The organism is Clostridium peptidivorans (assembly GCF_900205925.1).
GTDB classification, from domain to species: Bacteria; Bacillota; Clostridia; order Clostridiales; family Clostridiaceae; genus Clostridium_AK; species Clostridium_AK peptidivorans.
In genome coordinates this window covers 14,211-39,697 of the sequence record NZ_OAOD01000002.1, presented here as the reverse complement: position 1 = coordinate 39,697, position 25,487 = coordinate 14,211, and the positions used below count along the sequence as shown (strand labels likewise).

The window sequence follows — 25,487 nt, the reverse complement described above, 5'->3', positions numbered from 1 at the left end:
ATATTAAATAGCTTCCTTTGTAATTGCATATTTATTAACTTCATAATATATGTCATACCAGTCAAATACTCTTGTGATATTATTATTTAAAGGGTGTCTATTATAGTTAGTATCTATAAGTAAGACTTTAAAACCGAGATTGGAAAGCTCCAAAGCGTTATCATAACTATCCTCAATAAATATATCACACTTTAAATTATTGGCAACTTCACCTTTGTGGGGTGTTCCTATTACATGAATGCTATCGCAGGGTAAATTATTTCTGTAAATGTATGAGTGAGTTAGAAGTTCAAGTGACTTATCACGAGCTGTAACAAAATGAATATTATGATATTCATAAAGAATGGATATAATTTCTAGTGCATCAGATCTAAGTTCCTGATTTGAATGGAGAAGTATTTTGTTTTCTTCATAAAATTTTATATAGTCTGTCTCTGTTACATTAAATACTTTACTTGTTCTATAATCAACAACCTGTTCTTTAGTTATAGTAGTTTTAAAATATAAATTAGCTTTTTCTAAAAAATAGTAGGGATCAGTAATAGTTCCATCAATATCAATACATATATTTAATTTAACCATATAATCATCTCCTTTTATGTAGTATTAATTTTATATTTATATATTACTATTAAATTTTTAATGGCATATTAAGTTAAAGTTAAAAAAAGTTAATGTAAATGTTAACAATAAAATTTTAAGTATAAATATTTTTAAATCTTTATACTATATTGAAAAAATAAACTTTGGTATAATATATTTAATATTCATTTAAAAATAATTAATCGACTTACAATTAAGGAGAGTGAATTTTTATGGAAAAACATAATGATGATATTTCTATGAAAGACATGATGTGTGAAATAGAGAGATCAATGAAGAAGCTCAAAGAAGGTGATATAGTAAAGGGCAAGGTGATTTCCGTTACCAATGATGAAGTTTTGGTGAATATAGGATATATGTCAGATGGAATAATACCTAGAAATGAAGTATCCAATGAAGAGATAAATTTAAAAGAAGTAATTAAACCTGATGATGAAATATACGTATCTATACTTAAGCTGAATGATGGAGAAGGTAATGTATTACTTTCAAAGAAAAGCGCTGATGTTATAAAATCATGGAATAACCTAGAAGAGAAATTTAAAAATAAATATACATTTAATATAAGAACAAAAGAAGTAGTAAAAGGAGGACTTATAGGTTACATAAGTGATATAAGATGTTTTATACCAGCATCTCAATTGTCTATGAATTATGTAGAAGATCTAAATTTGTATAATAATAAGGAATTAGAAGTTAGATTAATAGAATTTGATAAACACAAGGGAAAAGTTGTAGCTTCTGCAAAGGAAGTTCAAATGGAAAAAAGAGAGCAGGAAAAGAAAGAATTATTAAATTCACTTCAAAAAGGTGAGAAAAGAACAGGTAAAGTAGTTAAACTTGTAAAATTTGGAGCTTTTGTAGAACTAGGAGGAATACAAGGATTAATACATCTTTCTGATTTATCTTGGAAAAGAGTTAATGATCCATCACAGGTAGTTTCAGTAGGAGACACTGTAGAAGTATATGTGTTGGACTTTGACAAGGAAAAAGAAAGAATTTCATTAGGTTTAAAGGATATAAAATCTGACCCATGGAATGAAGTATTAAATAGGCTTAAAGTAGGAGATATAGTACAAGGAACAGTAGTAAAGTTTATGGACTTTGGAGCATTTGTAGAAGTATTAGATGGAGTAGAAGGTCTTGTGCATATTAGTGAGATTTCAGATGATAGAATACTTAAGCCTTCAGACGTATTGAAAATTGGAGATACAGTAAAGGTTAAAGTGCTGGAAATATCAAGTGAGGATAAAAGAATATCTCTAAGCATAAAATCAGCATCAACTAATATGGAAGAGGATTTAGAAAAATACAATGATAAAGCTGAGGGATTTACATTAGGAGATATATTTAAAGATAAATTGAAAGAGTGGAATAAATAATTTATATAACTAAAAAATAAATAGCTAAGAACTAGGTACAGTTTAAATTTTAATAAAATAAAATGTTTACAAGGCCTAGTTCTTAGCATTTTTTAACTAATAATTAGAGGACTCAAAGTTTTACTCATAGTAGGAACATTGCAAATATTGTGGTTGCTATAAGTCCTATAGCAACAGGTTTCAAATTTCTTCTTGCAAGCTCAAATGGATCTATTTTACATATTGCAGCAGCAGGTAGGAGTGCCCAAGGAATTATAGTTCCTCCACCAACCCATATTGCACCTAATTGACCTAAAGCAGTTAAAGTAGCAGTGCTTTTACCTAGTGCAGTACCAAATATCTTAGCTACAGAACCTGCTAAAGATATTCCAGAGAACCCAGAACCATCAAGTCCAGTAATTATACCTACCGAGGTTAATGTTACAGCTCCAACTGGAGCATTAACAGGAACAGTATTTGCTAATGCTAGTCCTAAATCATTCACTAGGCCTGTTGAAGTCTTAGGTAAAACTTCACCAAATATTTTAACAAATCCTGCATCACCTAAATAAAAGAAAGCTGCAATAGGAATGACAGGACCAAATACTTTAAATCCAAATAATAAACCTTCAACTATATAAGATATTATATGAGAAGATGCATCTTTTTTGACAACATATATGGTGATTATAGTCATAATTACCATTGAAGTACCACCTATCAAGGCACTAGCATCGCCACCCTGTAAATTAAGCTTATACATAAGATAAATATCAAGTGCAAACATAATACTAACGAACACAGCAAACATCTTTTTAGTGTTTGGTGTTAATAATTTTTCAAATTCCATATCTTCTTTTTCAGTATGCTTAAAGTCCTCTTCTGTTAATACTAAGGTTCCATTTTTCATATCTCTTCTTAAAAATACAAAAGAAAGTATAGTTGTTAAAACGCCCATAAATATTACTAATGGAACAGATGCAGATATTACACTTCCAACTGGAATACCTGCACCACCAGCAGTTAACTTAGGGGCACCCTGTATTACAAAATCTCCAGAAAGCGCAACGCCATGACCAAAAATATTCATTGCTATAGCAGCTCCAATGGCAGGCAGACCTGCTTTAACTGCGGCAGGAACAAGTATTGCTCCAATGAGAGCCACAGCAGGAGAAGGCCAAAAGAATAGGGACATTATCATCATGAACAGACCTATTATCCAGTAGGCCAATGCAGGTGTTTTCATTAGTTTTGTAAAAGGATAAGCCATAGCTTCGTTTATTCCTGTTTTTGTAAGTATTGTTCCCATCGCTGTAATCGCGGCTATTACCAAAATTATATCAAGCAGTTGTTCTACAGCATATACAAAGCTGTTAAATATTCCTGCTATAGAAGATGCAAAGGAACCTGTAGCTATAAATCCAATAGCAAATATACCTGCAATACAAATTAAGGTAATATCTTTTTTTAGAATCATAAATAGGAATATTAAAAGAATTAGGATAAGATAGATGTAGTGAAGTGCACCCAATTGAACTATCATAAAAGCCTCCTATTATAATAAAACTATTAATAATTAAAAATATGATTTTAAACAGTAAATTGTGCATGTTTTAGAAGTATAAAGCATATATATATTTTTTTATTTAAAACATATAGAACCTTTTTTTAAGCTCATATAGTGATATTAGAAATGCAAAAGAGGAAAAATAATAATTGTTAAAATATTTCGAAGGTTGTACAATATAATTGCATAGTTGCCATAATAATGGGAAATAATCAGTTATAAATTTATATTATCAATTAAAAAAATTTAAAATGGGGGGGAAATAAAATGAAATTTATATGTGCTAAATGTGAAAAAGAATATCCATTAAATACACTTAAATATAAATGTGACTGCGGAGGATTGTTTAACATTAAAAAAAATGCAGAAGAAAAAGTAGAAATAAACATATCTTTGGGAGAAGTAAAAACTCCAATTGTAAAAAGAAATATATATGAAATAAACATATTGCTAAAAATGGATTATTTAATGCCCTCAGGCTCATTTAAGGACAGGGGAGCTATAACTTTAGTAAATAAAATGAAGGAAATGAGAATAGAAGAAATAGTAGAGGATTCATCAGGAAATGCAGGAGCAGCTATTGCGGCTTATGCAGCAGCTGCAGGAATAAAATGTAATATATACCTTCCTGAAAACACTTCACAAGGCAAAATAAAGCAAATAGAAGCTTATGGTGCAAATATAGTAAAGGTTCCTGGTATAAGGGATGATACTTCAAGAGCTATAAAAACAGCAGCTGAAAAATATTACTATGCATCTCATGTATATAACCCATTATTTTTTGAAGGAACTAAATCCATGGCATATGAAATATATGATGAAATAGGAATACCAGATTATTTATTTGTGCCCACAGGAAATGGTACTATGTTTTTAGGCGCTTATTATGGATTTAAGGAGATAGGAAAACTTCCTAAGCTTATTGCCATACAAAGTGAAAATTGTGCCCCTATTTATAATAAGTACAATAATTTAGAAAATACATCTCCAAAGGAAACTTTAGCAGAAGGAATAGCAATAGGTACTCCTATGAGAATTGATGAAATTATTGAAGGGATAAAAGAAAGCAAAGGAGATATTATAACGGTATCAGATGATGATGTAAAAGAGGCAAAGGAGATATTATCTCATATGGGAATATACGTAGAATATACTTCAGCAGCTACCTTAGCAGGAGTAAAGAAATATTTCAAAGGCAATATAAATAAGAATTTAAAAATAGTTGTACCACTTACTGGAACAGGATTAAAGAAATAAGTGATTATAATGTAATATAATATTTGATTTTTTAAATATCATATATAAAATAAGAAAAAACCTATGAGCATTTTTAATTTGTTCATAGGTTTTATTATATAAAATAGAAATCTTATAATACATAAAATGCAATTGTTAGTCTAATAATAACTTATGTAAAACTTATATTTACTATTAAGGAGGAAAAAGAAATGGCAAAGACTAAAACAATGGATGGAAATCAAGCAGCAGCTTATGCATCCTATGCTTTTACAGAAGTTGCTGCAGTATATCCAATTACTCCATCAACTCCTATGGCAGAAGGTGTTGACGAATGGTCTGCTGAAGGTAAAAAAAATATATTTGGCCAACAAGTTAGGGTAGTTGAGATGCAATCTGAAGCAGGTGCAGCAGGTTCAGTTCATGGATCTCTAGCAGCAGGAGCTTTAACAACTACATATACAGCATCTCAAGGATTATTACTTATGATACCAAATCTTTATAAGATAGCGGGAGAATTGTTACCTGGAGTATTTCATGTAAGTGCAAGAGCTATAGCAACTCATGCACTATCCATATTTGGAGATCATCAGGACGTAATGGCTTGTAGGCAAACAGGTGTTGCAATGATTGCATCTTCAAATGTTCAAGAGGCAATGGACTTAGGATTTGTTTCTCATTTAGCAGCAATAAAAGCAAGCTTGCCTTTTATGCACTTTTTTGATGGATTTAGAACATCTCATGAATATCAAAAAATTGAAGTTATAGATTATGAAGATGTAGCTAAAATTGTAGATTATAATGCAATTAATGAATTTAGAAATAAATCATTAAATCCTCAACGACCTAGTTTAAGAGGAACAGCTGAAAACCCAGATATATATTTCCAAGGAAGAGAAGTTTCAAATAAATTTTATCAGGCTGTACCTGATATAGTAGAAAATTATATGCAGGAAATAAAGAAGATAACTGGTAGAGAATATCATCCATTTGATTATTATGGAGCAAAGGATGCAAAATATGTTATAGTGGCAATGGGTTCGGTATGTGACACTATAGAAGAAACTGTAGATTATTTGTTAGACAAGGGAGAAAAAGTAGGAGCAATAAAAGTACACTTATACAGACCATTTTGCGAAAATTATTTCTTAAAAGTTCTACCAGAAACAGTAGAAAAAATAGCTGTACTAGATAGAACAAAGGAGCCAGGAGCCTTAGCTGAGCCACTATACTTAGATATTTCAAATGTATTTTACTCAAAGGATAAAAAACCTGTAGTTGTTGGAGGAAGATATGGATTAGGATCAAAGGATACTACACCATCACAAATAATTGCAGTATTTAATAATTTAAAAGAAAATAATCCTAAAGATCACTTTACTATTGGAATAAATGATGATATAACCAACACATCTCTTCCAGAGGTAGGAGCAATAGATACTACTCCAGAAGGAACTATAAGCTGTAAATTCTGGGGACTTGGTTCAGATGGAACTGTTGGAGCAAACAAGAGTGCGGTTAAGATTATAGGAGATAAGACTAATTTATATGCTCAAGCATATTTTTCATATGATAGTAAAAAATCAGGAGGAACCACTGTATCTCACTTGAGATTTGGAAAGAAACCTATAAAATCTCCATACTTGGTATATAATTCAGATTATGTTGCATGTCATAACAAATCCTTTATATATAATTATGATTTATTAAAGGGATTGAAAAAGGGTGGAGTTTTTGTACTAAATTGTGCATGGAAAGAAGAAGAATTAGATGAAAAATTACCAAGCTACTTAAAAAGATATGTGGCAGAAAATAACATTGATTTCTACACAATTGATGCAATAGGTATTGCTAGAAGCATAGGGCTTGGCGGAAGAATTAATATGGTAATGCAAGCTGCATTCTTCAAGCTCGCAAATGTAATACCAGTGGAGGATGCTGTAAATTATCTTAAGGATTCTATACAAAAGCTTTATGGTAGAAAAGGTGAAAAAATTGTTACAATGAATCAGTCAGCAGTAGATGAAGGAATTAAAGGACTTATAAAAGTAGCTGTACCAGATTCATGGAGAAATATAGAAATAAAACAACACACAGGAGAACAAAAAGATATACCTGAATTTGTTAAAAATATTCAAATTCCAATGGCAAGACAAGAAGGTGATGACCTACCAGTAAGTGCTTTCGTTGGAATGGAAGATGGCTCATTTCCACTTGGAACTACTGCTTATGAAAAGAGAGGAATAGCAGTAATGGTGCCAGAGTGGCAAATTGATAAATGTATACAATGTAACCAATGTGCATATATATGTCCTCATGCTACAGTAAGACCATTCTTACTTACTGAGGAAGACTTGAAAGAAGCACCAGATACCTTTAAGGCAAAGAAGGCAATAGGAAAAGGATTAGAAAATTATCAATATAGAATTCAAGTTGCACCACTAGATTGTACAGGATGTGGAAACTGTGCAGATATATGCCCAGCACCAGGTAAGGCTTTAATAATGAAACCAGCAGAGCAGGAAATAGAAATGGAAGAAACTAATTGGGAATTTGCTTCTTCATTATACGATAAGTCAAATATACAAGAAAAAGAAGATGTAATGGATGCTTATACAGTAAAAGGTAGTCAATTTAAAAAGCCATTACTAGAATTTAATGGAGCATGTCCAGGATGCGGAGAAACACCTTATGTTAGACTTATAACTCAGTTATATGGTGATAGAATGATGATTGCCAATGCAACTGGATGCTCATCAATTTGGGGTGGAAGTGCACCATCAGTACCATATACAACCAATCATAAAGGCTATGGACCGGCTTGGGGTAATTCACTATTTGAAGATAATGCTGAATATGGATTTGGAATGTATTTAGGAATTAAGCATATAAGAGAAAGATTAGCTGGGCTTATGCAGGAAGCAGTAATACAAAATATAGGAGAAAATCTAAAAAAATGCTTTGAAGAATGGCTTCAATATATAAATAATGGAGAAAAATCTAAAGAAATTTCTGAAAAAATAATAAAGGAACTTGGAGTTTGTGATTTAGCTGAAAATAAAACATTAAAGGAAATAGCTGAGAAAAAAGATTATCTAATTAAAAAGTCTCAATGGATAATAGGAGGAGATGGATGGGCTTATGATATAGGCTATGGAGGAGTTGACCAGGTATTATCCACAGGAGAAGATGTAAATATTTTAGTTTTAGATACAGAAGTATACTCTAATACTGGAGGTCAAATGTCAAAATCATCACGTCCTGGTGCTGTAGCAAAGCTTGCAGCTGCAGGTAAGGAAACAAGAAAGAAAGATTTAGGATTGATGGCAATGACTTATGGAAATGTATATGTAGCTCAAATATCTATGGGTGCTAACATGAATCAAACATTAAAAGTAATAAAGGAAGCAGAAGAATATGATGGACCATCTTTAATTATAGCTTATGCTCCATGTATAAACCATGGAATAAAGGCTGGTATGGGAAGTAGTATAGCAGAAGAAAAGAAAGCAGTGACATCAGGATATTGGCACTTATATAGATATAATCCAATGCTTAAAGAAGAAGGTAAAAATCCATTTATATTAGAATCCAAAGAACCAGAAGAATCATATCAAGACTTTATAAGAGGAGAAATTAGATATACATCACTTATAAATATATTTCCAGATAAAGCAGAAAAACTTTTTGCAGACTCTGAAAAACAAGCAAGAGAAAAATATCAATTATATAAAAAGTTATCAGAAATGCTTTAAAGTAAATAAAAAAGGGTGCCTTGATAAAAATAAGGCATCCTTTTTTAAAAGACATTTTATTTTTGATTTGAATCTACCCATTCCTTAGCATTAAACACTTCAGTATCACTAGGTATTGATACTTGAGATACAGGTTTTAAATACTCTATATTTGCCCAAGCGGCAGTGTCATGTTGTTCAATAGGTGTTTTCTTAGAATTAGCATTAACTTTTATACTATCTGTTTTGTACATAATATCACTCCTATCAAATATAATATATTTTCAAAACTATTATTAGCAATAGCATAAAAGGTTATACAAATATAATGAAAGAGTCAATTGTATAGTTATGGTATCTTTTTCTCATAAGTTTAGTATACATAATATAAATTATGTATATACAATTAACTGTAAACTAAATATTTTAAAATATAAACCATCACAAACGAAAAATATAAACAAAAATAAGATATAATATAAATATAAATCTTAATAAATATTAAACTAACATTTAATAATAAGGGGAGAAACATATTAATGAGAAGAGAATATATTGAATATTTACCTGAACTACCTTTAAAGGTATCTAAAGTAAATATTGAAGAATATCCTATACATTGGCATGACTCTATAGAGATATTATTTGTACTTAAGGGTAATATAAAGGTTTCTATAGAATCTGGAACCTATGAAGTAGAAGAAGGAGAAATTGAAATTATAAATTGCGATGAATCTCATAGTATAAAAAGTGAGGTATATAATGAAGTTTTAATGTTTAGAATAGATCCCAACTTTTTTGAAAAGTATATTAATGATATAAGAAACATTGCATTTTATACAAATTCTTCAGATGAAGGAGCACAAGAAGAGGAAAAATATTATCAATTAAGAAAGTACTTATCTATAATTATTTGTGAAGTTATACAAAAACAAGATAAATATGAAGATTTTATTGAAGATACACTAGTTGAGTTATTATATCATCTTATTAATAATTTTCATCAGTTAATTTATGAAAAGGAAGATTTAAAAGAAAATGAAGAACAATTTGAAAGATATGATAGAATAGTAAGATATATATATAATAACTATAAAAATAAGATAAGTCTTCAAGATATAGCAAAGAAGGAGTTTTTAAGTTCCTATTATTTATCACACGAAATTAAAAATACAGTTGGATATAGTTTTCAAGACTTTTTAAATTTAACAAGAGTTGAGGAATCTGTAAAGTTACTTTTAGATACAGATAAGAGTATTTCTGAGATATCTGAGGAACTAGGATTTTCTCATATAAGATACTTCAATAAGCACTTTAAAAGACATTATAAGTGTACACCTATGCAGTACAGGAAAAAGCATAAAGTAAATGATGATGTTTTAGAGTCTATGAAGAAATATGAAGTTTTAGATGTGAAAAATGCATTAGAATATCTTAGCACTTACCTTGAAGATTATGATAGGTTTAACTATGAAAATAAAATAATAAAATTAAATATAGATGCAGCCATAGATGGAGAAGAATTTAATCATTCCTTTAGAGAGATAATAAGTGTTGGAAAAGCAAAAGAACTTTTAAAAGAAAGACAAAGACAATTTTTGATAAATATCCAAAAGGACATAGAATTTAAATATGCAATGATATTTGAACTTTTTACTGAAGAAGCTGGAGTACTATTAAATAATAAGGATTTTTTTAATTGGTATCAAGTAAAAAAAATTATAGAATTTTTGCTATCTATTAATTTAAGACCTTTCATCATAATAGATGGAAATTTAAAAGAGGATTTTCTTATAAGTCTTTTAGATAGCTTTATATCTTACTTTAGAGATGAACTTGGAGATTATGAGCTTTCTAAATGGAAGGTATTTATAAAAAGAAATTTAAATGAAGACTATGAAATTAAAATCAAGGAACTTATTGGGAATTATTTTGAACTAGTTGATTATGATATAAAAGAACCTATAAACAACATGACTTATGATACTTGCTATATGATACCTTATATAATACATAATTCTATAACAGGAAATAATGTATATTTTAAGGCTTTTGATAGCATAAGCCCTACAGATAAAATTTCTAATGAGCTTTTCTTTGGAGATAATGGTCTTATAACCCAAGATGGAATTAAAAAACCTTCATATTATGCATATTATTTTCTTTCAAGAATGGGAGATTATATAATATATAATGGTGAAGGGTGTATAGTAACAAAAAAAGGAGAAGATATTCAAATACTTCTGCATAGTTATGGAGAGGATATTGATAAACTTATAGAAGTTGAAAGTATATTAAAAAGAAGAGGAATTAAGAGGACAGCAGAAAGAAAATTTTCTCTTAATATAGTAAATCTTTTTTATGATTATACTTTGACTGAATACGAAATCAACGAAAGAGTAGGATCTGCATATGATTATTGGGTGAGTTTAGGCAAGCCTAGTCGTATAAATGATGAAGAAAGAGATGTAATGGATAATGCAGCTTTCCCTAAAATATCTTTAAGATTTGCAAAGAAAAGTACAATATATAATCTTGTGCCAAAGGTACAAGGGTATGGAGCTATACTTATAATGCTCAAAAAAGTACAAAAGCATCTGTAATAAGATGCTTTTTGTGTTTATTTAGACAAAACAAGAAAAGCCTAAGTAAGCAAAATAGTACTTAGTATTAAGCACTTAAGTGGATGAAAATAAACAAAATTTACAATATAATATAAATATAAGCGTGATTAGAATAAATAAAAAAGAAAAAAGTACTTAAAAAGTACTTAAATAAAAAATATAAAATAAGCGTGTTAATTTAAATTACAAAAAGATTATACAATATAAAAATATGCATTTCAATAAAAAACGGAATTATTTTTATAGAAATTTTACATTGTATTAACAATAACGAAGGGTTGTGGGAATTTATTAAAATCTTAAAGACAATTAAATAATCATTTATTAACGAAAAGGAAAAGAAGGTGGAAATTATGGCAATTAATACAAAAGCTATTTCAAAGGAAACAAACACTTTTGCACTAGGAAATGTAAATAAAGTTCTTATAAAGTTTGCCATACCAGCCATAATATCCTTATTCGTTGCAGAGCTTTACAATATGGTGGATACTCTATTTGTGGGTAGAGCTATAGGAGCTGAGGCTATAGGAGCTTTAAGTATAGCGTTCCCAGTACAACGTTTTATGATTTCTCTAGGACTTTTAATTGCGGTAGGAGCATCTACTGCAGTAGCAAGAAGCTTAGGGGAAGGTAATAAGGATAAATTGAAATATATATTAGGTAATGCTTTAACATTAATGTTAATCATTATTATATCACTTACAATTTTTATATATTTATTTATGGATTCTATATTAATTAAACTTGGTACTACAAATAATATTTTTCCTTATGCTAAGGATTATATAAGTATAGTAATTTTTGGTGGAGTATTTCAATGTTTCACAGTTATCATAGGATATATGCTTACATCACTGGGAAACGCAAGGGCAAATCTTATAGCCACATCAATAGGAGCTTTATGCAATGTAATATTGGATACTATGCTAGTTATGGTATTTCCTCTAGGAATCAAGGGAGCAGCTATTGCAACAGTCCTCTCCCAAATAGTTTCGGCTATTTATGCATATTATAATTTTTCAAAGATTAAAGAAGACTACAAGATTTCTATAAAATTCAATTTAAATAAAGATATTATAGCAACAATAGTAGCAGTAGGATTTTCAACATTTATAATAGAAATATCTGATGCAGTAGTTTCAGTAATTTTAAACAACACACTAGCGGATTATGGAGATTCAGCCATAATTATAATAGGTGTTATATCCAAGGTGTCTATGTTTATGTATATAACTATGCTTGGGATAACATCTGCAATGCAACCTATAGTAGCTTTTAACTATGGTGCAAAAAATTATGAAAGAGTAAAAGAAGTTGTAAAAAAAGCATCTAAAATAGCACATATGACAACTTTAGTAATGTGGACAATTATGATGATATTTGCAAATGGAATAATAAGTTGCTTTGTGAAGGAGCAGGATATTTTAAATAATGCTGTAGGAGCATTTAGAATTATGATATCCATATTCCCAATTGTAGGAGTTTATTTTACTGCAATTTATTATTATCAAGCTATAGAAGAGTCAAAAATATCCCTAGTATTATCCATTTTTAGACAGCTGTTAATATTTATACCTGTGGTTTTAGTATGTGTAAGAATATTTGGAGTACTTGGAGTATGGATTTCTTATCCTATATCCGATATGATTTCAGCAATCACAGGATATATATATATGAAAAAAGGTATGAAGGTCTTAGATGAAATAGAAGAACAGGAAGAAGTATCTTATGCAGCTGGTATTTATGGTAAAAAATTTAATAGAGTCAGAAGTGTAGAAGCAAAATAATTACAATCCTAAGCTTAGTATTTATATGAGCTTAGGATTTTTATTTATATTAATTCCAAGTGATAATGTATTTAAAATTAAAAATATTGTACGATATTGTAATTTAAAATTGCATAGTATAATAAAATTAATTAAGCACAAAATATAGTATATTAATCATATAAAGTATAATAAAAGGCTTGGGGGGGATATGCATGTTCTTTACTATAGAAGCCTATAAAGAATTAACTCAAGAATGCATGGGTTACAGGTTAAAAAAGGACGGAAATTGGTATCCACAAAAGTGTTTTGATAAATGTAATACTGAACTAGATATGATATTTGAAAAACATGAAGAAGCGAAAATTTGGTTAAAAAATAATGAAATAATTATAAATAAGCGTAATATAGATACAACTCTATCTGATTCTATTAATACAAAAGAAGTATATATTTGCGAGATAATGGCTCATAGATTAATAAAACCTAATCATCAATTTACAAAACAAGAATTAAAAGAAATAATATTAAGCGGAGATGATATATATAATAATTCTTTAATTATAGATTTTGATGGTTATCCTAAATTAATTAAATGGATTAATAGCGAGGATATAAGATGCACTCAAAATTATGCAGTAAGATATGAAACATTTGCAGCTGGTAGGGGAGACGTGGGTATTTTAAGTAATCTTTATTATATTAATCAAATATATGTAAGCTTACTTGAGGCTTGGCTTGAACATCTAAAGACAGGCAGAAGCATTTATACGGATTATACGGAAAATAAATTAAATAGTAATGAAATACTTAATACCGTGAGTAAACTTCATATAGCTCTTTTTTAAAATATAGTCAGGGAAATTTGTATAGAAATTCCCCTGATTTTTTTATGAACTTTTTGAGAGTATTTACGTTTAATTGGTGAAGGAGTGATAAATATGAATGGAATAGAGGCTGAGCATTTAACTAAAAGTTATGATGGTAAATATAATGCTCTAAATGATATAAGTTTTGTTTTACCTGAAGGAGAAATAATGGGTTTTTTAGGCCCAAATGGTTCAGGAAAGACAACAACTGTAAGAATATTAAATGGAATACTTAAACCAAGCCTTGGAAATGGAAAAATACTTGGGCTAGATATACTTAAAGAATCTTTAGAGATACATAAAATATGTGGAGTTATGACTGAAAGTGCTGCTTGTTATGAAAATTTAACTGCTTTAGAAAATCTAATGTTCTTTGGAAGTATGTATGGAATAAAGGAAAGTATAATTAAAGAAAGAAGTATAAAACTTTTAAAGAGATTAGAGCTTTATGAAAATATGAGTAAAAAGGTTAAAGAATATAGTACAGGTATGAAAAAGAGGGTTTCACTTGCTATAGCTCTTATACATGAACCTAAAGTTTTATTCTTAGATGAACCAACTTCAGGATTAGATCCAGAAAATGCTTCAAATGTGACAAAACTTATCAAGGAATTATCAAAAGAAAATAAAGTAACAGTATTATTATGTACTCATCAATTAAAGTATGCAGAGGAAATATGCAATTTCTATGGATTTGTAAACAAGGGGAAGATGTTAGGATATGGTACCTTTGAAGAATTAACTAAAAAGCTTAACTATAAAAATAACATTATAATAAAGGGAAAAGATATTCATGAAGAACTGGGAATAATACAGATAGCAAGTGGAATTTATAAAAAAGTAGTAAATTCTGATGAAGAAATATCAGAGGTGATTTATGGCATTTTAAATAAAGGTGGAAAAATATATGAAGTTCAAAGGGAAAAGATAAGTTTAGAAGAGTTATATTTTAATTATGTTAGGAGTGAAAAAAATGAATAAGCTTTGCAAGAGTATTATTCAAAAGGATTTAAAGGAGATAACTAGCTCCAAACAAATATTTCTGCCAATGCTTATAGTGCCTTTGGTATTTGTTATAATAGTGCCAGCTATAATGCTTATATCTATCTATTTTTCATCTAAGGGAATAGGACAAATAAATGGCTTAGATAGCATAATAGAGAAATTGCCAATTGAATATAGTAACTTTTCTATACCTGAATTAGTGCTAAAGACAGGTGTGAATTATTTCTTCCCAAGTTTATTTTTAATAATTCCAATTATGTCATCAAATATAATTGGAGCAAGTAGTTTTGTAGGTGAAAAAGAGCATAAAACAATGGAAACTCTATTATATACACCTATTTCTATAGAAAAAATATTTATTTCAAAGGTTATAGGAGTGTTTATATTATCATTTATAACTACATTAATTTCATTTATTATATTTGGAATTATAATAAATATAGGCGGAGTGATTTATTTAAGTGAAATTATATTTCCAAATGTAAAATGGATAATTTTAATTATATATGTTGCGCCAGCTTTAACGATACTAGGATTAAGCTTTACAGTACTTGTTTCTGCAAAATCTAAGACTTTTCAAGAGGCGCAGCAACAAAGTGGATTAATAGTTCTTCCTATAATATTATTAGTTGTAGGGCAAGTTACAGGATTATTTTTACTTAATAATACTCTTCTTATACTTATAGGAACTATTATATTTGTTATAGACTATATTTTGATTAAAGTAATATCAAAAAGATTTATACCAGAAAAATTAATTTAATTATTAACATAAATTGAGTAGGTGAAAACGCCATGGAAGAAAAGGACTTACTAAAGAATGCAAAAGATGGAGATAAAAATGCTTTAACTATTTTAATCAATGATAATTATCAAATACTTGCGGGATATGTAATAAAGCTTATTGGTAATGAGGAGCTTGCAAAGGATATTGTACAAGAAACTTTGTTAAAAGCTATTATAAACTTAAAAAAATTTAAACCTCAAGCAAGGTTTTCAACATGGCTTATAACCATAGCTACTAATTCATATAGAGATTATTTAAGAAAAAATAAAGATATGCTGCCTTTGAATGAAGAGTTAATATTTCAAGGAAAAAGTGTAGATATGAAAGTTATAGATAATGTGCAGTTGAAAGAAGTATTTAAAATTTTAAGTGAGCTTTCTTACGATAAAAGAACTGTATTTATACTTAAGCATTATTATAATTATAAATATGATGAAATAGCTCAAATAATGAATTGTCCTGTAGGAACTGTGCGATCTAGACTTCACTCTGCAGTTAATTCTATACTCGCAAAGATGAAGGAAAGGGGAATTATAAATGAAAAAGGATTTTAATTCAAATATAGATAACTTTTATAAGGAAAAAGTAACATCTTATGATAAATCTAAGGAAGATGATGTATATATAAATAATTTGGAAAATATGAAGAAGTATATGGACAGCATAGAGGAAGTAAATCATTTAAATTTATCTTTAGAATCAATTATTAATGAAGCCATAGAAAAAAGAGAGACTAAAATAACTAAAAAGGAAACCATATATTTCTTAATCTTATCCACTGTTATAATGACTTTATTAGTTATGATTACAATGATTGTAAGTATTAATTTTATAATATGCTTACAGATATTCATGATATTAGCAGCGCCTTTTATTATAATTCCTATAGCTTTAACTAAGACAAGGGGGAATAACATATGATATATAACAAGGTACATTTAACAGTACTAATTATAGCAATTCCTATCCTTATTTTACAAGGATTCTGGGTATTTAAGGATGCTAAAAAAAGAGGAGAAAAGTATTATTGGCTTTGGGGAATTTTTGGACTATTAAATACCCCTGGAAATCTTATAATATATCTAATAATTACAAGGGTTATATTCGACAGACATAAGTCTTAACTAAGAAGAGAAAAATACCTTCTTTTATTTTATAAATTTTAGTAACAAAAATTTATAAAATAGATAAATTAATAGTGAGGCCTATTAATTTTAGGAGGATATGTGGGTGAACTATGAAGTAAGAGATTGTATTGATGCAGGTACAGAATATTGTCCTTGTCATTTGGCAGAAAGCGGAGAATGTATATTGTGCTCTCAGTTAAGAGGAGAGACATTTTGTGACTGCATTAATTGGAAAGGTGTATGTATATATCAGGAATTTGTATGGAATGGTAGTAAAGCTAAGGAAGGAAGAAAAGAAATAGAATGTACATTGTTAAATAAAAGAATGATATATAATGATTTAGTTGAATTTACGTTAGATGTAAGTCATAAAATGGCCAAAGATTTAAGTGCTCCAGGAACCTTTGTGATGCTCCGGAATCCTCAAAATGAACATTTCTATTCCACACCCATATCTATTATGGAATCCAACACTGAAGAAAATAAGATAAAAGTTGTAGTAGAAATAAAGGGAGTAAAAAGTAAAGCCTTAAATGATACTAAGGAAGGAGAAAAGCTGCTTTTAAAGGGACCACTTTTTAATGGTGTATTGGGACTTAAAAATTTATCTAAATTAAAGGATGGAACTGCCATAATAGTAGCAAGGGGAATAGGGCAGGCCCCAATTATACCAATTCTTAAAAAGCTTTATACTTCAGGAAACAAGGTATATGTTATATTAGATAGTAAACCTTTTGAAGGTGTATTTATAGAAGAGTATCTAAATTTTTACAATGCAGAACTTATACAGTGTAATGTTATAAATGAAAATGGTCAATTAACATCTGAATTTAAAAATATAATATTAGATATCATAAAGAATGAAAATGTAGGACTCGTTCATTCATCAGCAGCAGATATTGTAAATTATAATGTAGTAAATTTAATTGGAGAAACAATAGATTTTTCTTGCTGTAACAATGCAAAAATGTGCTGTGGAGAAGGAGTATGTGGAAGTTGTAGCACTAAAAATAAGTATTTTAATATTGAAAGGTCATGTAAACTTCAAATAGATCCTAGAAATATTTTGGAGGGTAGAAAATTATTATGAAGGTTATAATAATTGGCGGTGGCTGGTCAGGATGTGCAGCTGCAATAAGTGCTAGAAAAGCAGGAGCAGAAGTAGAGTTATATGAAAAAACAGATATGCTTGTAGGTCTTGGCAATGTTGGTGGCATAATGAGGAATAATGGAAGATATACAGCAGCTGAAGAACTTATTAATCTAGGAGCAGGAGATTTAATAAACATAACAGATAGAAATGCAACACATAAAAATATAACATTTCCAGGTCATGGTCATGCATGGCTTTATGACGTAAACAAGATTGAACCTGAAGTTAGAGCATTCTTAAAAAGTATAGGAGTAAAAATACATTTAATTTCTAGAGTAGTAGACGTAGAAAAAGAAAAAGATAAAATACTAGGAATATATCTTGCAGATGGAAGTTATGTAAAGGGAGATGTATTTGTAGAAACCACAGGTTCTACAGGACCTATGGGTAATTGCTTAAGATATGGGAATGGATGTTCCATGTGTATATTAAGATGTCCTGCCTTTGGACCAAGAGTAAGTTTAAGCTCTAGAGCAGGAGTTGAAGATTTACAAGGAGAAAGAGAAGAGGATGTATATGGAGCATTCAGTGGTTCTTGTAAGCTTTGCAAAGAAAGTATAGCACCTGAACTTTTAAAAGAAATAGAAGAAAAAGGTGCAGTAGTTCTTCAGGTACCACCAGAAGATATAAATATGGATAAATTAAAACTAAAAGTTTGTCAACAATATGCTTTAAAGGAATTTGCAGAAAATATAATACTTTTAGATACAGGTCATATTAAACTTATGACACCTTTTTATCCACTAGAAAAGCTTAGAAAAATAAAGGGATTGGAATATGCAAGATTTATGGATCCTTATGCAGGTGGAAAAGGAAATTCTATAAGATACCTTTCTGTAGCTCCAAGAACCGATGATATGAAAGTAAAGGGCATAGATAATTTATTCTGTGCAGGTGAAAAGAGTGGATTATTTGTAGGTCATACAGAAGCTATGTGTACAGGAAGTCTCGCAGGTCACAACGCAGTTAGATATCTTTTAGGGATGCCTCTTTTAATACTTCCTAAATCCACAGCTATAGGAGATATTATATCTTATGCTAATTGTAAATTACTTACTAAGGAAGGAAGAAGAAATAGATATACATTGGCTGGAGCAGAATACTTTAAGAGAATGCAAGAAATAGGACTTTACAGTATAGATAATGAGGAAATAAAGAAGAGAATAGAAAAACTCAACTTAAGTGGAATTTTGACACAAAAACTCATATAAATATAACAACTTAATATAACGTTTATTAAAAATAGAGGTCTATACTAATTAATAATTTTAATTAGTGTAGACCTATTGTATTTTAATAAAAATTTTTAAATCGATAAATCATATATTTATGGTTTACATTTCCACTTTAAAATATAAGGTTATGTGAAATACTATATAGTAAGATCACAGGCGAAAAGGAGAATAAATTATGAATTTTTCTCGATGCAATATAAATAAGGCCATTACAATAAAGTTATCTTGGTTAATAACTTTATTTTTATTAATATATTTATGTAAGTGTAATAAAGTTAATGCTTCTAGCAACTATTCGGATGCAGAAGTAAAAAAAGCTATAGAGCAAGTTTTTCATGATAGAAATAAAGCTATAATAAGTAAAAATTTCGAAATGATACAATCTATTTATGATACTAATACTAAGTATGGGACTTGGGCATATGAACATGAAAAAAAGAAAATTAAGTATATTGAAAATTGGAGCATAAAACAAGGAGTAAAATTTACTGATATAAACCCTAATGTCGTTATTAGAACAATTAAAGGAAATGGAACTAATTTTTCTGTTAATGTATTATGTTCAACGGAATATAAGTATATATATGAGGATCAGCCAGAGATAATAAATACCTCAAGAATTGGAACTTATCATTATATAAAGCTTGTAAATAGAGATGGAGTTTGGATAATTACTAAGGAATGGTATACAGATCCATTTGCTGATTCGCTTAATTTAGATAATTTAAAGGGCGATTCAATAAAGCAATATATATTGAGTCAAAGTTCTAGAGATTTTTCAACTTTAAATGAAAGAAGATTAAAGGCAGTATATTATGCTAATCAGTATTGTGGAGCTGCTAGTGAAGAGCATCATGGATTTAAATATAATAAAAAATATAGAGATTATAATCCTCAAGGAGGGGACTGTGCAAATTTTGCTTCACAGATTTTATTTGAAGGTGGCGGATTTAGAAAAAATTCTGCTTGGAATTATGATAGTGGTGGTGCAACTAGAGCATGGCTTAATGCTGATGGATTTAAAGCATATATGCTACATAGCGGAAGAGCTTCAGTAATTGCCTATGGAAATTATGAAAAAGTATACAAAGCTTCATATAAACTTTTACCAGGAGATTTTGTAGCATATGAAAAGAAAGGAGATATTACACATATTTCTGTAGTTACAGGAGCAGATTCTAATGGATATAGTTTAGTAACTTGCCATAATACTGATAGGAATAAAGTTCCTTGGGATCTTGGATGGAGTGATAAAAAAATAAAGTTTTGGCTTATACGAGTTCATTATTAAAATTTATTTGATAGATATTAAAATAAATGCCCTTAGAAAAATCTAAGGGTATTATTTATGAAGTAATAAATTTATAAACATTGACCAGTTCTTTTAAAAACTCTATAATAAATATAATGACAAAAAAATGGAATATCAAATTAGTGCTTAAAATCAGAGAGGAGACGGAGCAATGTTTACTCCTATTAGGAACACAAAGGTTTATGAACAGGTAATTGAACAAATAAAGGGTATGATAACTAATGGGGTTTTAAAAAAAGGTGATAGATTGCCGTCGGAAAGAGAATTAGTAGAGCAGTTAGGTATTAGCAGAGCTTCTATTAGAGAAGCTTTAAGATCCCTTGAAATTATTGGACTTATTGAGTCAAAACAAGGAGAAGGAAATTTTATAAGAGAAAATTTCGATAATACCTTGTTTGAACCATTATCAATTATGTTTATGCTTAATGATTGTAAAGTTGAGGAAATATTTGAACTTAGAAAAGTTATTGAAATAGAAACAGCAGCTCTTGCTGCGAAAAAGATAACTGATGAAGAAATAAATGGATTACAAATATTAACAAATAATATGAAGATTTCCGAAGACGAGGATGAAAGAGTTAAATATGATGCTAAATTTCATTATACAATAGCTAAAGCTTCAAGAAATTTTTTAATTTTAAGTATATTAAACACAGTAGCATCTCTTATAGATTCTTTCATAAAAGATGCACGAAAAAATATTATAAATAATCAACTTAAAGATAATATTGATAATGACCATGAAGAAATACTAAATGCTCTTAGAGAACATAATTCAGATAAGGCTTCTGAATCAATGAGAAAGCATATGAATCTCATAAATAAGAATTTAATAAAGCTTAATAGATAATATTTATATGAATTAAAAACCCAAATAGGATTTAATCTTGTTTGGGTTTTAATTTGTTAAAATCATAACAATTATTGGTAAAAGTGTATACAATAAAAAAATATTTATTTTTTTTATTGTATAAAATAAGAAAATTTGCAATAATGGCAAAAAACAGAGCGAAAAAGGTGTGTTAATAAAATAACTATTGTGGAAATAGTTTTAAAATTATGATAATATAATGTCAGAGGAAAGATGGTCATACCAGTGAAGATAAAATCTTAACTTGGTGGGATAAAAAAGGTCATGGGATACAGTGGAATGATTGGATATATTGCTGTGGTACTTGTTGCGATAACAGGAAACTTTTATCCATTTATTGCACCAATAGTAGGAGCATTAGGAACTTTTGTAACAGGTAGGGACACTTCTGCAAACGTTTTTTTTGGTGGTCTTCAAATAGAGGTAGCAAACTCACTTAGTATGAGTCCATATTGGCTTGCATCATCAAATACGGGAGGTGCTACAGCTGGTAAAATGATATCTTCTCAAAGTATAGCAGTTGCTACTGCAGCTACAGGAATACAGGTAACAGAAGGGAAAATACTTAATGCTACTTTAAAATTTTGTTTAGCTTATGTAGTTGTTTTAGGGCTTATTACTTACTTTGGAGCAGCATTATTTACATTATAAAGGAATTAGTTTATTTTTCGATTATTGGTCTGACAACTTACCACATAATAATTTAATTTGAAATGGAGGAGCAATTATGAAAATTTTAGTTTGTATTAAACAAGTACCAGGAACAAATAAAGTTGAAGTAGATCCAGTTACAGGAGTGTTAAAGAGAGATGGAGTAGAATCAAAGATGAATCCCTATGACCTATATGCATTAGAATCTGCATTTAGAATAAGAGTAGATATGGGTGGAGAAGTAAGTGTAATAACTATGGGACCGCCTCAATCCGAGGAAATTATAAAAGAAGCCTTTATGATGGGAGCAGATGAAGGTACTTTATTATCAGATAGAAAATTTGCAGGAGCTGATGTGCTAGCTACCTCATATACATTATCTCAAGGTGTTAAAATGACAGGAAATCCTGACCTTATAATTTGTGGCAAACAAACAACAGATGGGGATACAGCTCAAGTAGGAGCAGAAATGGCAGAATATCTTGGAATTCCTCATGTTTCTAATGTAAGAAAGATTGTTAAAATAAATGATAGGTCAATAACTGTTGAAATGGATATGGCTGAAACAGTTGAAATTCAGGAAATTAAATTCCCATGCCTCATAACTGTTGAAAAAGATATATATACTCCAAGATTACCATCTTATAAGAGAAAACTAGAAACTAAAAGTAAAAAAGCTAAAGTACTTAGCTTAAAGGATTTTGATGATAAAAATGAAAATCATTATGGATTAAATGGATCAGCAACTCAAGTTGAAAGAATTTTTCCGCCAGCTATTAATACTGACAAAGAAATGTGGCAAGGAAATGCTGAAGAACTCACACACAAATTGCTTGATAAGTTAAAAGAGCTTAAATTTGTATAAATTTTATTAAAAGGGAGGAATATTAATGTCTAAATTAATTATAAATGAAAGTAAACTAAATAAAGAAAATATAAATGAATTAATAAAGGTTTGTCCTTTTAATGCTATATCAGAAGTAAATGGGAAGGTTGAAATTTCAGCTGCGTGTAAGATGTGTAAACTATGCGTGAAAAAGGGGCCTGAAGGAGTAGTAGAATTTGTAGAAGAAGTAGTAGCAAAAGTAGATAAGGATTTATGGAAGGGAATTGCAGTATATGTTGACCATATAGAAGGAAATATTCATCCTGTAACTTATGAGCTAATAGGGAAAGGCAGAGAACTTGCTTCAAAAATCAATCATCCAGTTTACGCACTATTTATTGGGCACAATATAAAGGATAAAGCTGAAAAATTATTACACTATGGTGTTGATGAAGTTTTTGTATATGATTACGAAGAGCTAAAAGAATTTAGAATAGAGCCTTATACAGCTGCTTTTGAAGACTTTATAAATAAAGTTAAGCCATCTTCAGTACTTGTTGGAGCCACAACTATAGGTAGATCTTTAGCACCAAGAGTTGCAGCAAGATTTAAAACAGGGCTTACTGCAGATTGTACAATACTTGATATGAAGGAAAATACAGACTTAGTTCAAATAAGGCCAGCCTTTGGTGGAAACATAATGGCTCAAATTATTACAAGTAATAATAGACCACAATTTGCAACTGTTAGGTATAAAATTTTCTCCGCTCCAGAAGTAACTGAAGAAACTAAAGGGAAGATTGTATTATGCAAGATGTCAAAGGAAAAGTTTGATTCAAATATAAAAGTTTTAAAAATTACTAAAAAGGCAAAAGAAATTAGCATATCAGATGCTGAAGTAATTGTAGCTGCAGGTAGAGGAGTTAAATCAGAAAAAGATATGAACCTAATAAGAGATTTGGCTGATGTACTAGGGGCACAAATAGCAGGAACTAGGCCACTTGTAGAAGCTGGATGGATAGATGCAAAGAGTCAGATAGGACTTAGTGGAAGAACTGTTAAACCTAAATTAATAATAACTGCTGGAATTCAAGGGTCAGTACAGTTTGTAGCAGGTATGAATAATTCGGAAACGATAATTGCTATAAATAATGATCCTAATGCTTCAATATTTAATGTGGCTCATTACGGAATTGTTGGAGATATTTATGAAATAATTCCTGAGCTTATTGAAAGAATTAAGGGTGGAAAAGGACTTGAAGAAGTAGCAGCCTCATTAAATAAATAATAAACTTTTAATTAATGATAGTAGTAATATATTGGGAGGGATTAAACATGAACGAATATAAAAGAATGAATAATAAAGATATTGAATTTTTAAAAACTGTGGTTGGTGCAGATAAAGTTTTACATGGAAGTGACATAAACGAAGATTATAGTCATGATGAATTGGGCGGAGTGAGTAATTATCCAGATGTTCTAGTAAAAGTTCATAATACTGAAGAGATTTCAAAAATAATGAAGTACGCTTATGATAATACAATTCCTGTGGTTGCTAGAGGATCAGGAACAGGACTTGTAGGAGCTTCAGTACCTTTACATGGTGGAATAATGATTGAAACAACAGAAATGAATAATATATTAGAATTAGATGAAGAAAATTTAACATTAACCTTAGAGCCAGGAGTACTTTTAATGGAGATAGGAAAATATGTTGAAGAACATGAACTCTTTTATCCACCAGATCCAGGTGAAAAAAGTGCTACAATTGGTGGAAATATAAGTACTAACGCTGGCGGAATGAGAGCTGTTAAATATGGAGTTACAAGAGATTATGTTCGTGGGCTTGAAGTAGTACTGCCAAATGGAGAGGTAGTAGAGCTTGGTGGAAAGGTTGTTAAGAATAGTTCAGGATATAGTTTGAAGGACTTAATAGTAGGATCAGAAGGAACACTTGGTATAGTAACAAAGGCAATCTTAAGATTGCTTCCATTACCTAAAAAATCAGTAAGCTTACTTATACCTTTTAAGGATATAGATACTGCTATTGAAATGGTACCTAAAATTATAAAGTCAAAAGCAGTTCCAACTGCAATAGAATTTATGCAAAGAGAAGTTATAGTTTCAGCAGAAGAGTTTTTAGGCAAAAAATTTCCAGACAATTCATCAGATGCATATCTCTTACTAACTTTTGATGGGAATAGTTTAGCTCAAGTTGAAGGTGACTATGAAATAGTTGCAGATCTTTGCTTAAAAGAAGGAGCATTGGATGTATTTATAGTTGATACAGATGAAAGAAAAGACTCTGTATGGTCAGCTAGGGGAGCATTCCTTGAAGCAATTAAGGCATCAACTACAGAAATGGATGAATGTGATGTTGTTGTGCCAAGAAATCAAGTTGCAAGCTTTATTAAATATACTCATGAATTGGAAGAGGAATTTAACATTAGAATACCAAGTTTTGGCCATGCTGGAGATGGAAATTTACACGTCTATATTTGTAAAGATGACTTGAATGAAGAAGAATGGAAATTAAAACTAAGTAAAGTGTTTGATTTAATGTATAAAAAATCAGAAGAGCTAAGAGGACTTGTATCTGGAGAACATGGAATTGGATATGCTAAGAGAGAATACATGTTCCATCAATATGGAGAACAATATATGTCAATAATGAGAGGAATTAAATCTGCATTTGATCCTAAGAATATATTAAATCCAGGTAAGGTTTGTCAATAATTAAATGTGTATTATAAAAACTAG

General features: G+C 29.6%; 21 protein-coding genes and 1 pseudogene. 19 read left to right on the top strand and 3 right to left on the bottom strand.

Annotation, left to right across the window (positions count from 1 at the left end; all coding sequences use genetic code 11):
- Positions 1-3: 3 nt before the first annotated feature.
- Positions 4-582 carry a hypothetical protein gene (locus CRN98_RS01905; protein WP_097025734.1) on the bottom strand — a complete coding sequence of 193 codons (579 nt, stop codon included), beginning with the start codon at positions 580-582 and terminating at the stop codon, positions 4-6.
- 233 nt (positions 583-815) lie between these two features.
- On the opposite strand from CRN98_RS01905, the gene rpsA reads away from it, so the two are divergent.
- Complete coding sequence (gene rpsA / locus CRN98_RS01900; protein WP_097025733.1) at positions 816-1,985, top strand: 30S ribosomal protein S1; 1,170 nt, start codon at positions 816-818, stop codon at positions 1,983-1,985.
- A gap of 124 nt (positions 1,986-2,109) precedes the next feature.
- On the opposite strand, the gene CRN98_RS01895 is transcribed toward rpsA, so the two are convergent.
- Positions 2,110-3,507 (bottom strand): TRAP transporter large permease subunit, encoded by a 1,398-nt coding sequence (locus CRN98_RS01895; protein ID WP_097025732.1) that lies wholly within the window; start codon positions 3,505-3,507, stop codon positions 2,110-2,112.
- A gap of 291 nt (positions 3,508-3,798) precedes the next feature.
- On the opposite strand from CRN98_RS01895, the gene CRN98_RS01890 reads away from it, so the two are divergent.
- Together CRN98_RS01890 and nifJ are read left to right on the top strand one after the other, a co-directional pair.
- Complete coding sequence (locus tag CRN98_RS01890; RefSeq protein WP_097025731.1) at positions 3,799-4,788, top strand: pyridoxal-phosphate dependent enzyme; 990 nt, start codon at positions 3,799-3,801, stop codon at positions 4,786-4,788.
- A 191-nt stretch (positions 4,789-4,979) separates the two neighbouring features.
- Positions 4,980-8,522, top strand: coding sequence for a pyruvate:ferredoxin (flavodoxin) oxidoreductase (nifJ, locus tag CRN98_RS01885; RefSeq protein WP_097025730.1), 3,543 nt, complete (start codon positions 4,980-4,982; stop codon positions 8,520-8,522).
- A 56-nt stretch (positions 8,523-8,578) separates the two neighbouring features.
- On the opposite strand, the gene CRN98_RS01880 is transcribed toward nifJ, so the two are convergent.
- Positions 8,579-8,755, bottom strand: coding sequence for a CDIF630_02480 family spore surface protein (locus CRN98_RS01880; protein WP_097025729.1), 177 nt, complete (start codon positions 8,753-8,755; stop codon positions 8,579-8,581).
- 285 nt (positions 8,756-9,040) lie between these two features.
- Between CRN98_RS01880 and CRN98_RS01875 the strand changes: the two genes are divergently transcribed.
- From CRN98_RS01875 to CRN98_RS01800, 16 genes and pseudogenes are all read left to right on the top strand, one after another.
- Positions 9,041-11,104 carry a helix-turn-helix domain-containing protein gene (locus CRN98_RS01875; protein WP_097025728.1) on the top strand — a complete coding sequence of 688 codons (2,064 nt, stop codon included), beginning with the start codon at positions 9,041-9,043 and terminating at the stop codon, positions 11,102-11,104.
- A 374-nt stretch (positions 11,105-11,478) separates the two neighbouring features.
- On the top strand, positions 11,479-12,912 hold the full coding sequence (locus CRN98_RS01870; RefSeq protein ID WP_097025727.1) for an MATE family efflux transporter: 1,434 nt from the start codon (positions 11,479-11,481) through the stop codon (positions 12,910-12,912).
- 194 nt (positions 12,913-13,106) lie between these two features.
- Entirely contained in the window at positions 13,107-13,739 is a 633-nt protein-coding gene (locus CRN98_RS01865) for a hypothetical protein (RefSeq protein ID WP_097025726.1), read from the top strand.
- 93 nt (positions 13,740-13,832) lie between these two features.
- A complete protein-coding gene (locus CRN98_RS01860; RefSeq protein ID WP_097025725.1) occupies positions 13,833-14,741 on the top strand; it encodes an ABC transporter ATP-binding protein in 909 nt (302 codons plus the stop codon).
- Positions 14,734-15,528, top strand: a complete 795-nt coding sequence (locus CRN98_RS01855) for an ABC transporter permease subunit (RefSeq protein WP_097025724.1) — start codon at positions 14,734-14,736, stop codon at positions 15,526-15,528. Before CRN98_RS01860 ends, CRN98_RS01855 begins: the two co-directional genes overlap by 8 nt.
- 32 nt (positions 15,529-15,560) lie before the next feature.
- Positions 15,561-16,106: an RNA polymerase sigma factor SigY gene (gene sigY, locus CRN98_RS01850; RefSeq protein WP_097025723.1), complete on the top strand. Its 546-nt coding sequence runs from the start codon at positions 15,561-15,563 to the stop codon at positions 16,104-16,106.
- The gene (locus CRN98_RS01845; protein ID WP_097025722.1) at positions 16,090-16,473 is read left to right on the top strand and encodes a hypothetical protein; all 384 of its coding nucleotides are present in this window, start codon (positions 16,090-16,092) and stop codon (positions 16,471-16,473) included. The genes sigY and CRN98_RS01845 overlap by 17 nt, the downstream gene beginning before the upstream one ends.
- On the top strand, positions 16,470-16,676 hold the full coding sequence (locus tag CRN98_RS01840) for a sigmaY antisigma factor component (RefSeq protein ID WP_097025721.1): 207 nt from the start codon (positions 16,470-16,472) through the stop codon (positions 16,674-16,676). The genes CRN98_RS01845 and CRN98_RS01840 overlap by 4 nt, the downstream gene beginning before the upstream one ends.
- A gap of 106 nt (positions 16,677-16,782) precedes the next feature.
- Positions 16,783-17,769, top strand: a complete 987-nt coding sequence (locus tag CRN98_RS01835; protein ID WP_097025720.1) for a sulfide/dihydroorotate dehydrogenase-like FAD/NAD-binding protein — start codon at positions 16,783-16,785, stop codon at positions 17,767-17,769.
- Positions 17,766-19,043, top strand: a complete 1,278-nt coding sequence (locus CRN98_RS01830) for an FAD-dependent oxidoreductase (RefSeq protein ID WP_097025719.1) — start codon at positions 17,766-17,768, stop codon at positions 19,041-19,043. Before CRN98_RS01835 ends, CRN98_RS01830 begins: the two co-directional genes overlap by 4 nt.
- Positions 19,044-19,242: 199 nt before the next feature.
- Entirely contained in the window at positions 19,243-20,358 is a 1,116-nt protein-coding gene (locus tag CRN98_RS01825) for an amidase domain-containing protein (RefSeq protein WP_097025718.1), read from the top strand.
- 172 nt (positions 20,359-20,530) lie between these two features.
- A complete protein-coding gene (locus tag CRN98_RS01820; protein WP_097025717.1) occupies positions 20,531-21,229 on the top strand; it encodes a FadR/GntR family transcriptional regulator in 699 nt (232 codons plus the stop codon).
- Between the two features lie 273 nt (positions 21,230-21,502).
- Positions 21,503-21,901, top strand: a pseudogene (locus CRN98_RS01815) (L-lactate permease); the annotation flags it as partial.
- A 76-nt stretch (positions 21,902-21,977) separates the two neighbouring features.
- A complete protein-coding gene (locus tag CRN98_RS01810) occupies positions 21,978-22,766 on the top strand; it encodes an electron transfer flavoprotein subunit beta/FixA family protein (RefSeq protein WP_097025715.1) in 789 nt (262 codons plus the stop codon).
- A gap of 25 nt (positions 22,767-22,791) precedes the next feature.
- Positions 22,792-24,015: an electron transfer flavoprotein subunit alpha/FixB family protein gene (locus CRN98_RS01805; RefSeq protein WP_097025714.1), complete on the top strand. Its 1,224-nt coding sequence runs from the start codon at positions 22,792-22,794 to the stop codon at positions 24,013-24,015.
- A gap of 47 nt (positions 24,016-24,062) precedes the next feature.
- On the top strand, positions 24,063-25,463 hold the full coding sequence (locus CRN98_RS01800; RefSeq protein WP_097025713.1) for an FAD-binding oxidoreductase: 1,401 nt from the start codon (positions 24,063-24,065) through the stop codon (positions 25,461-25,463).
- Positions 25,464-25,487 lie beyond the last annotated feature (24 nt).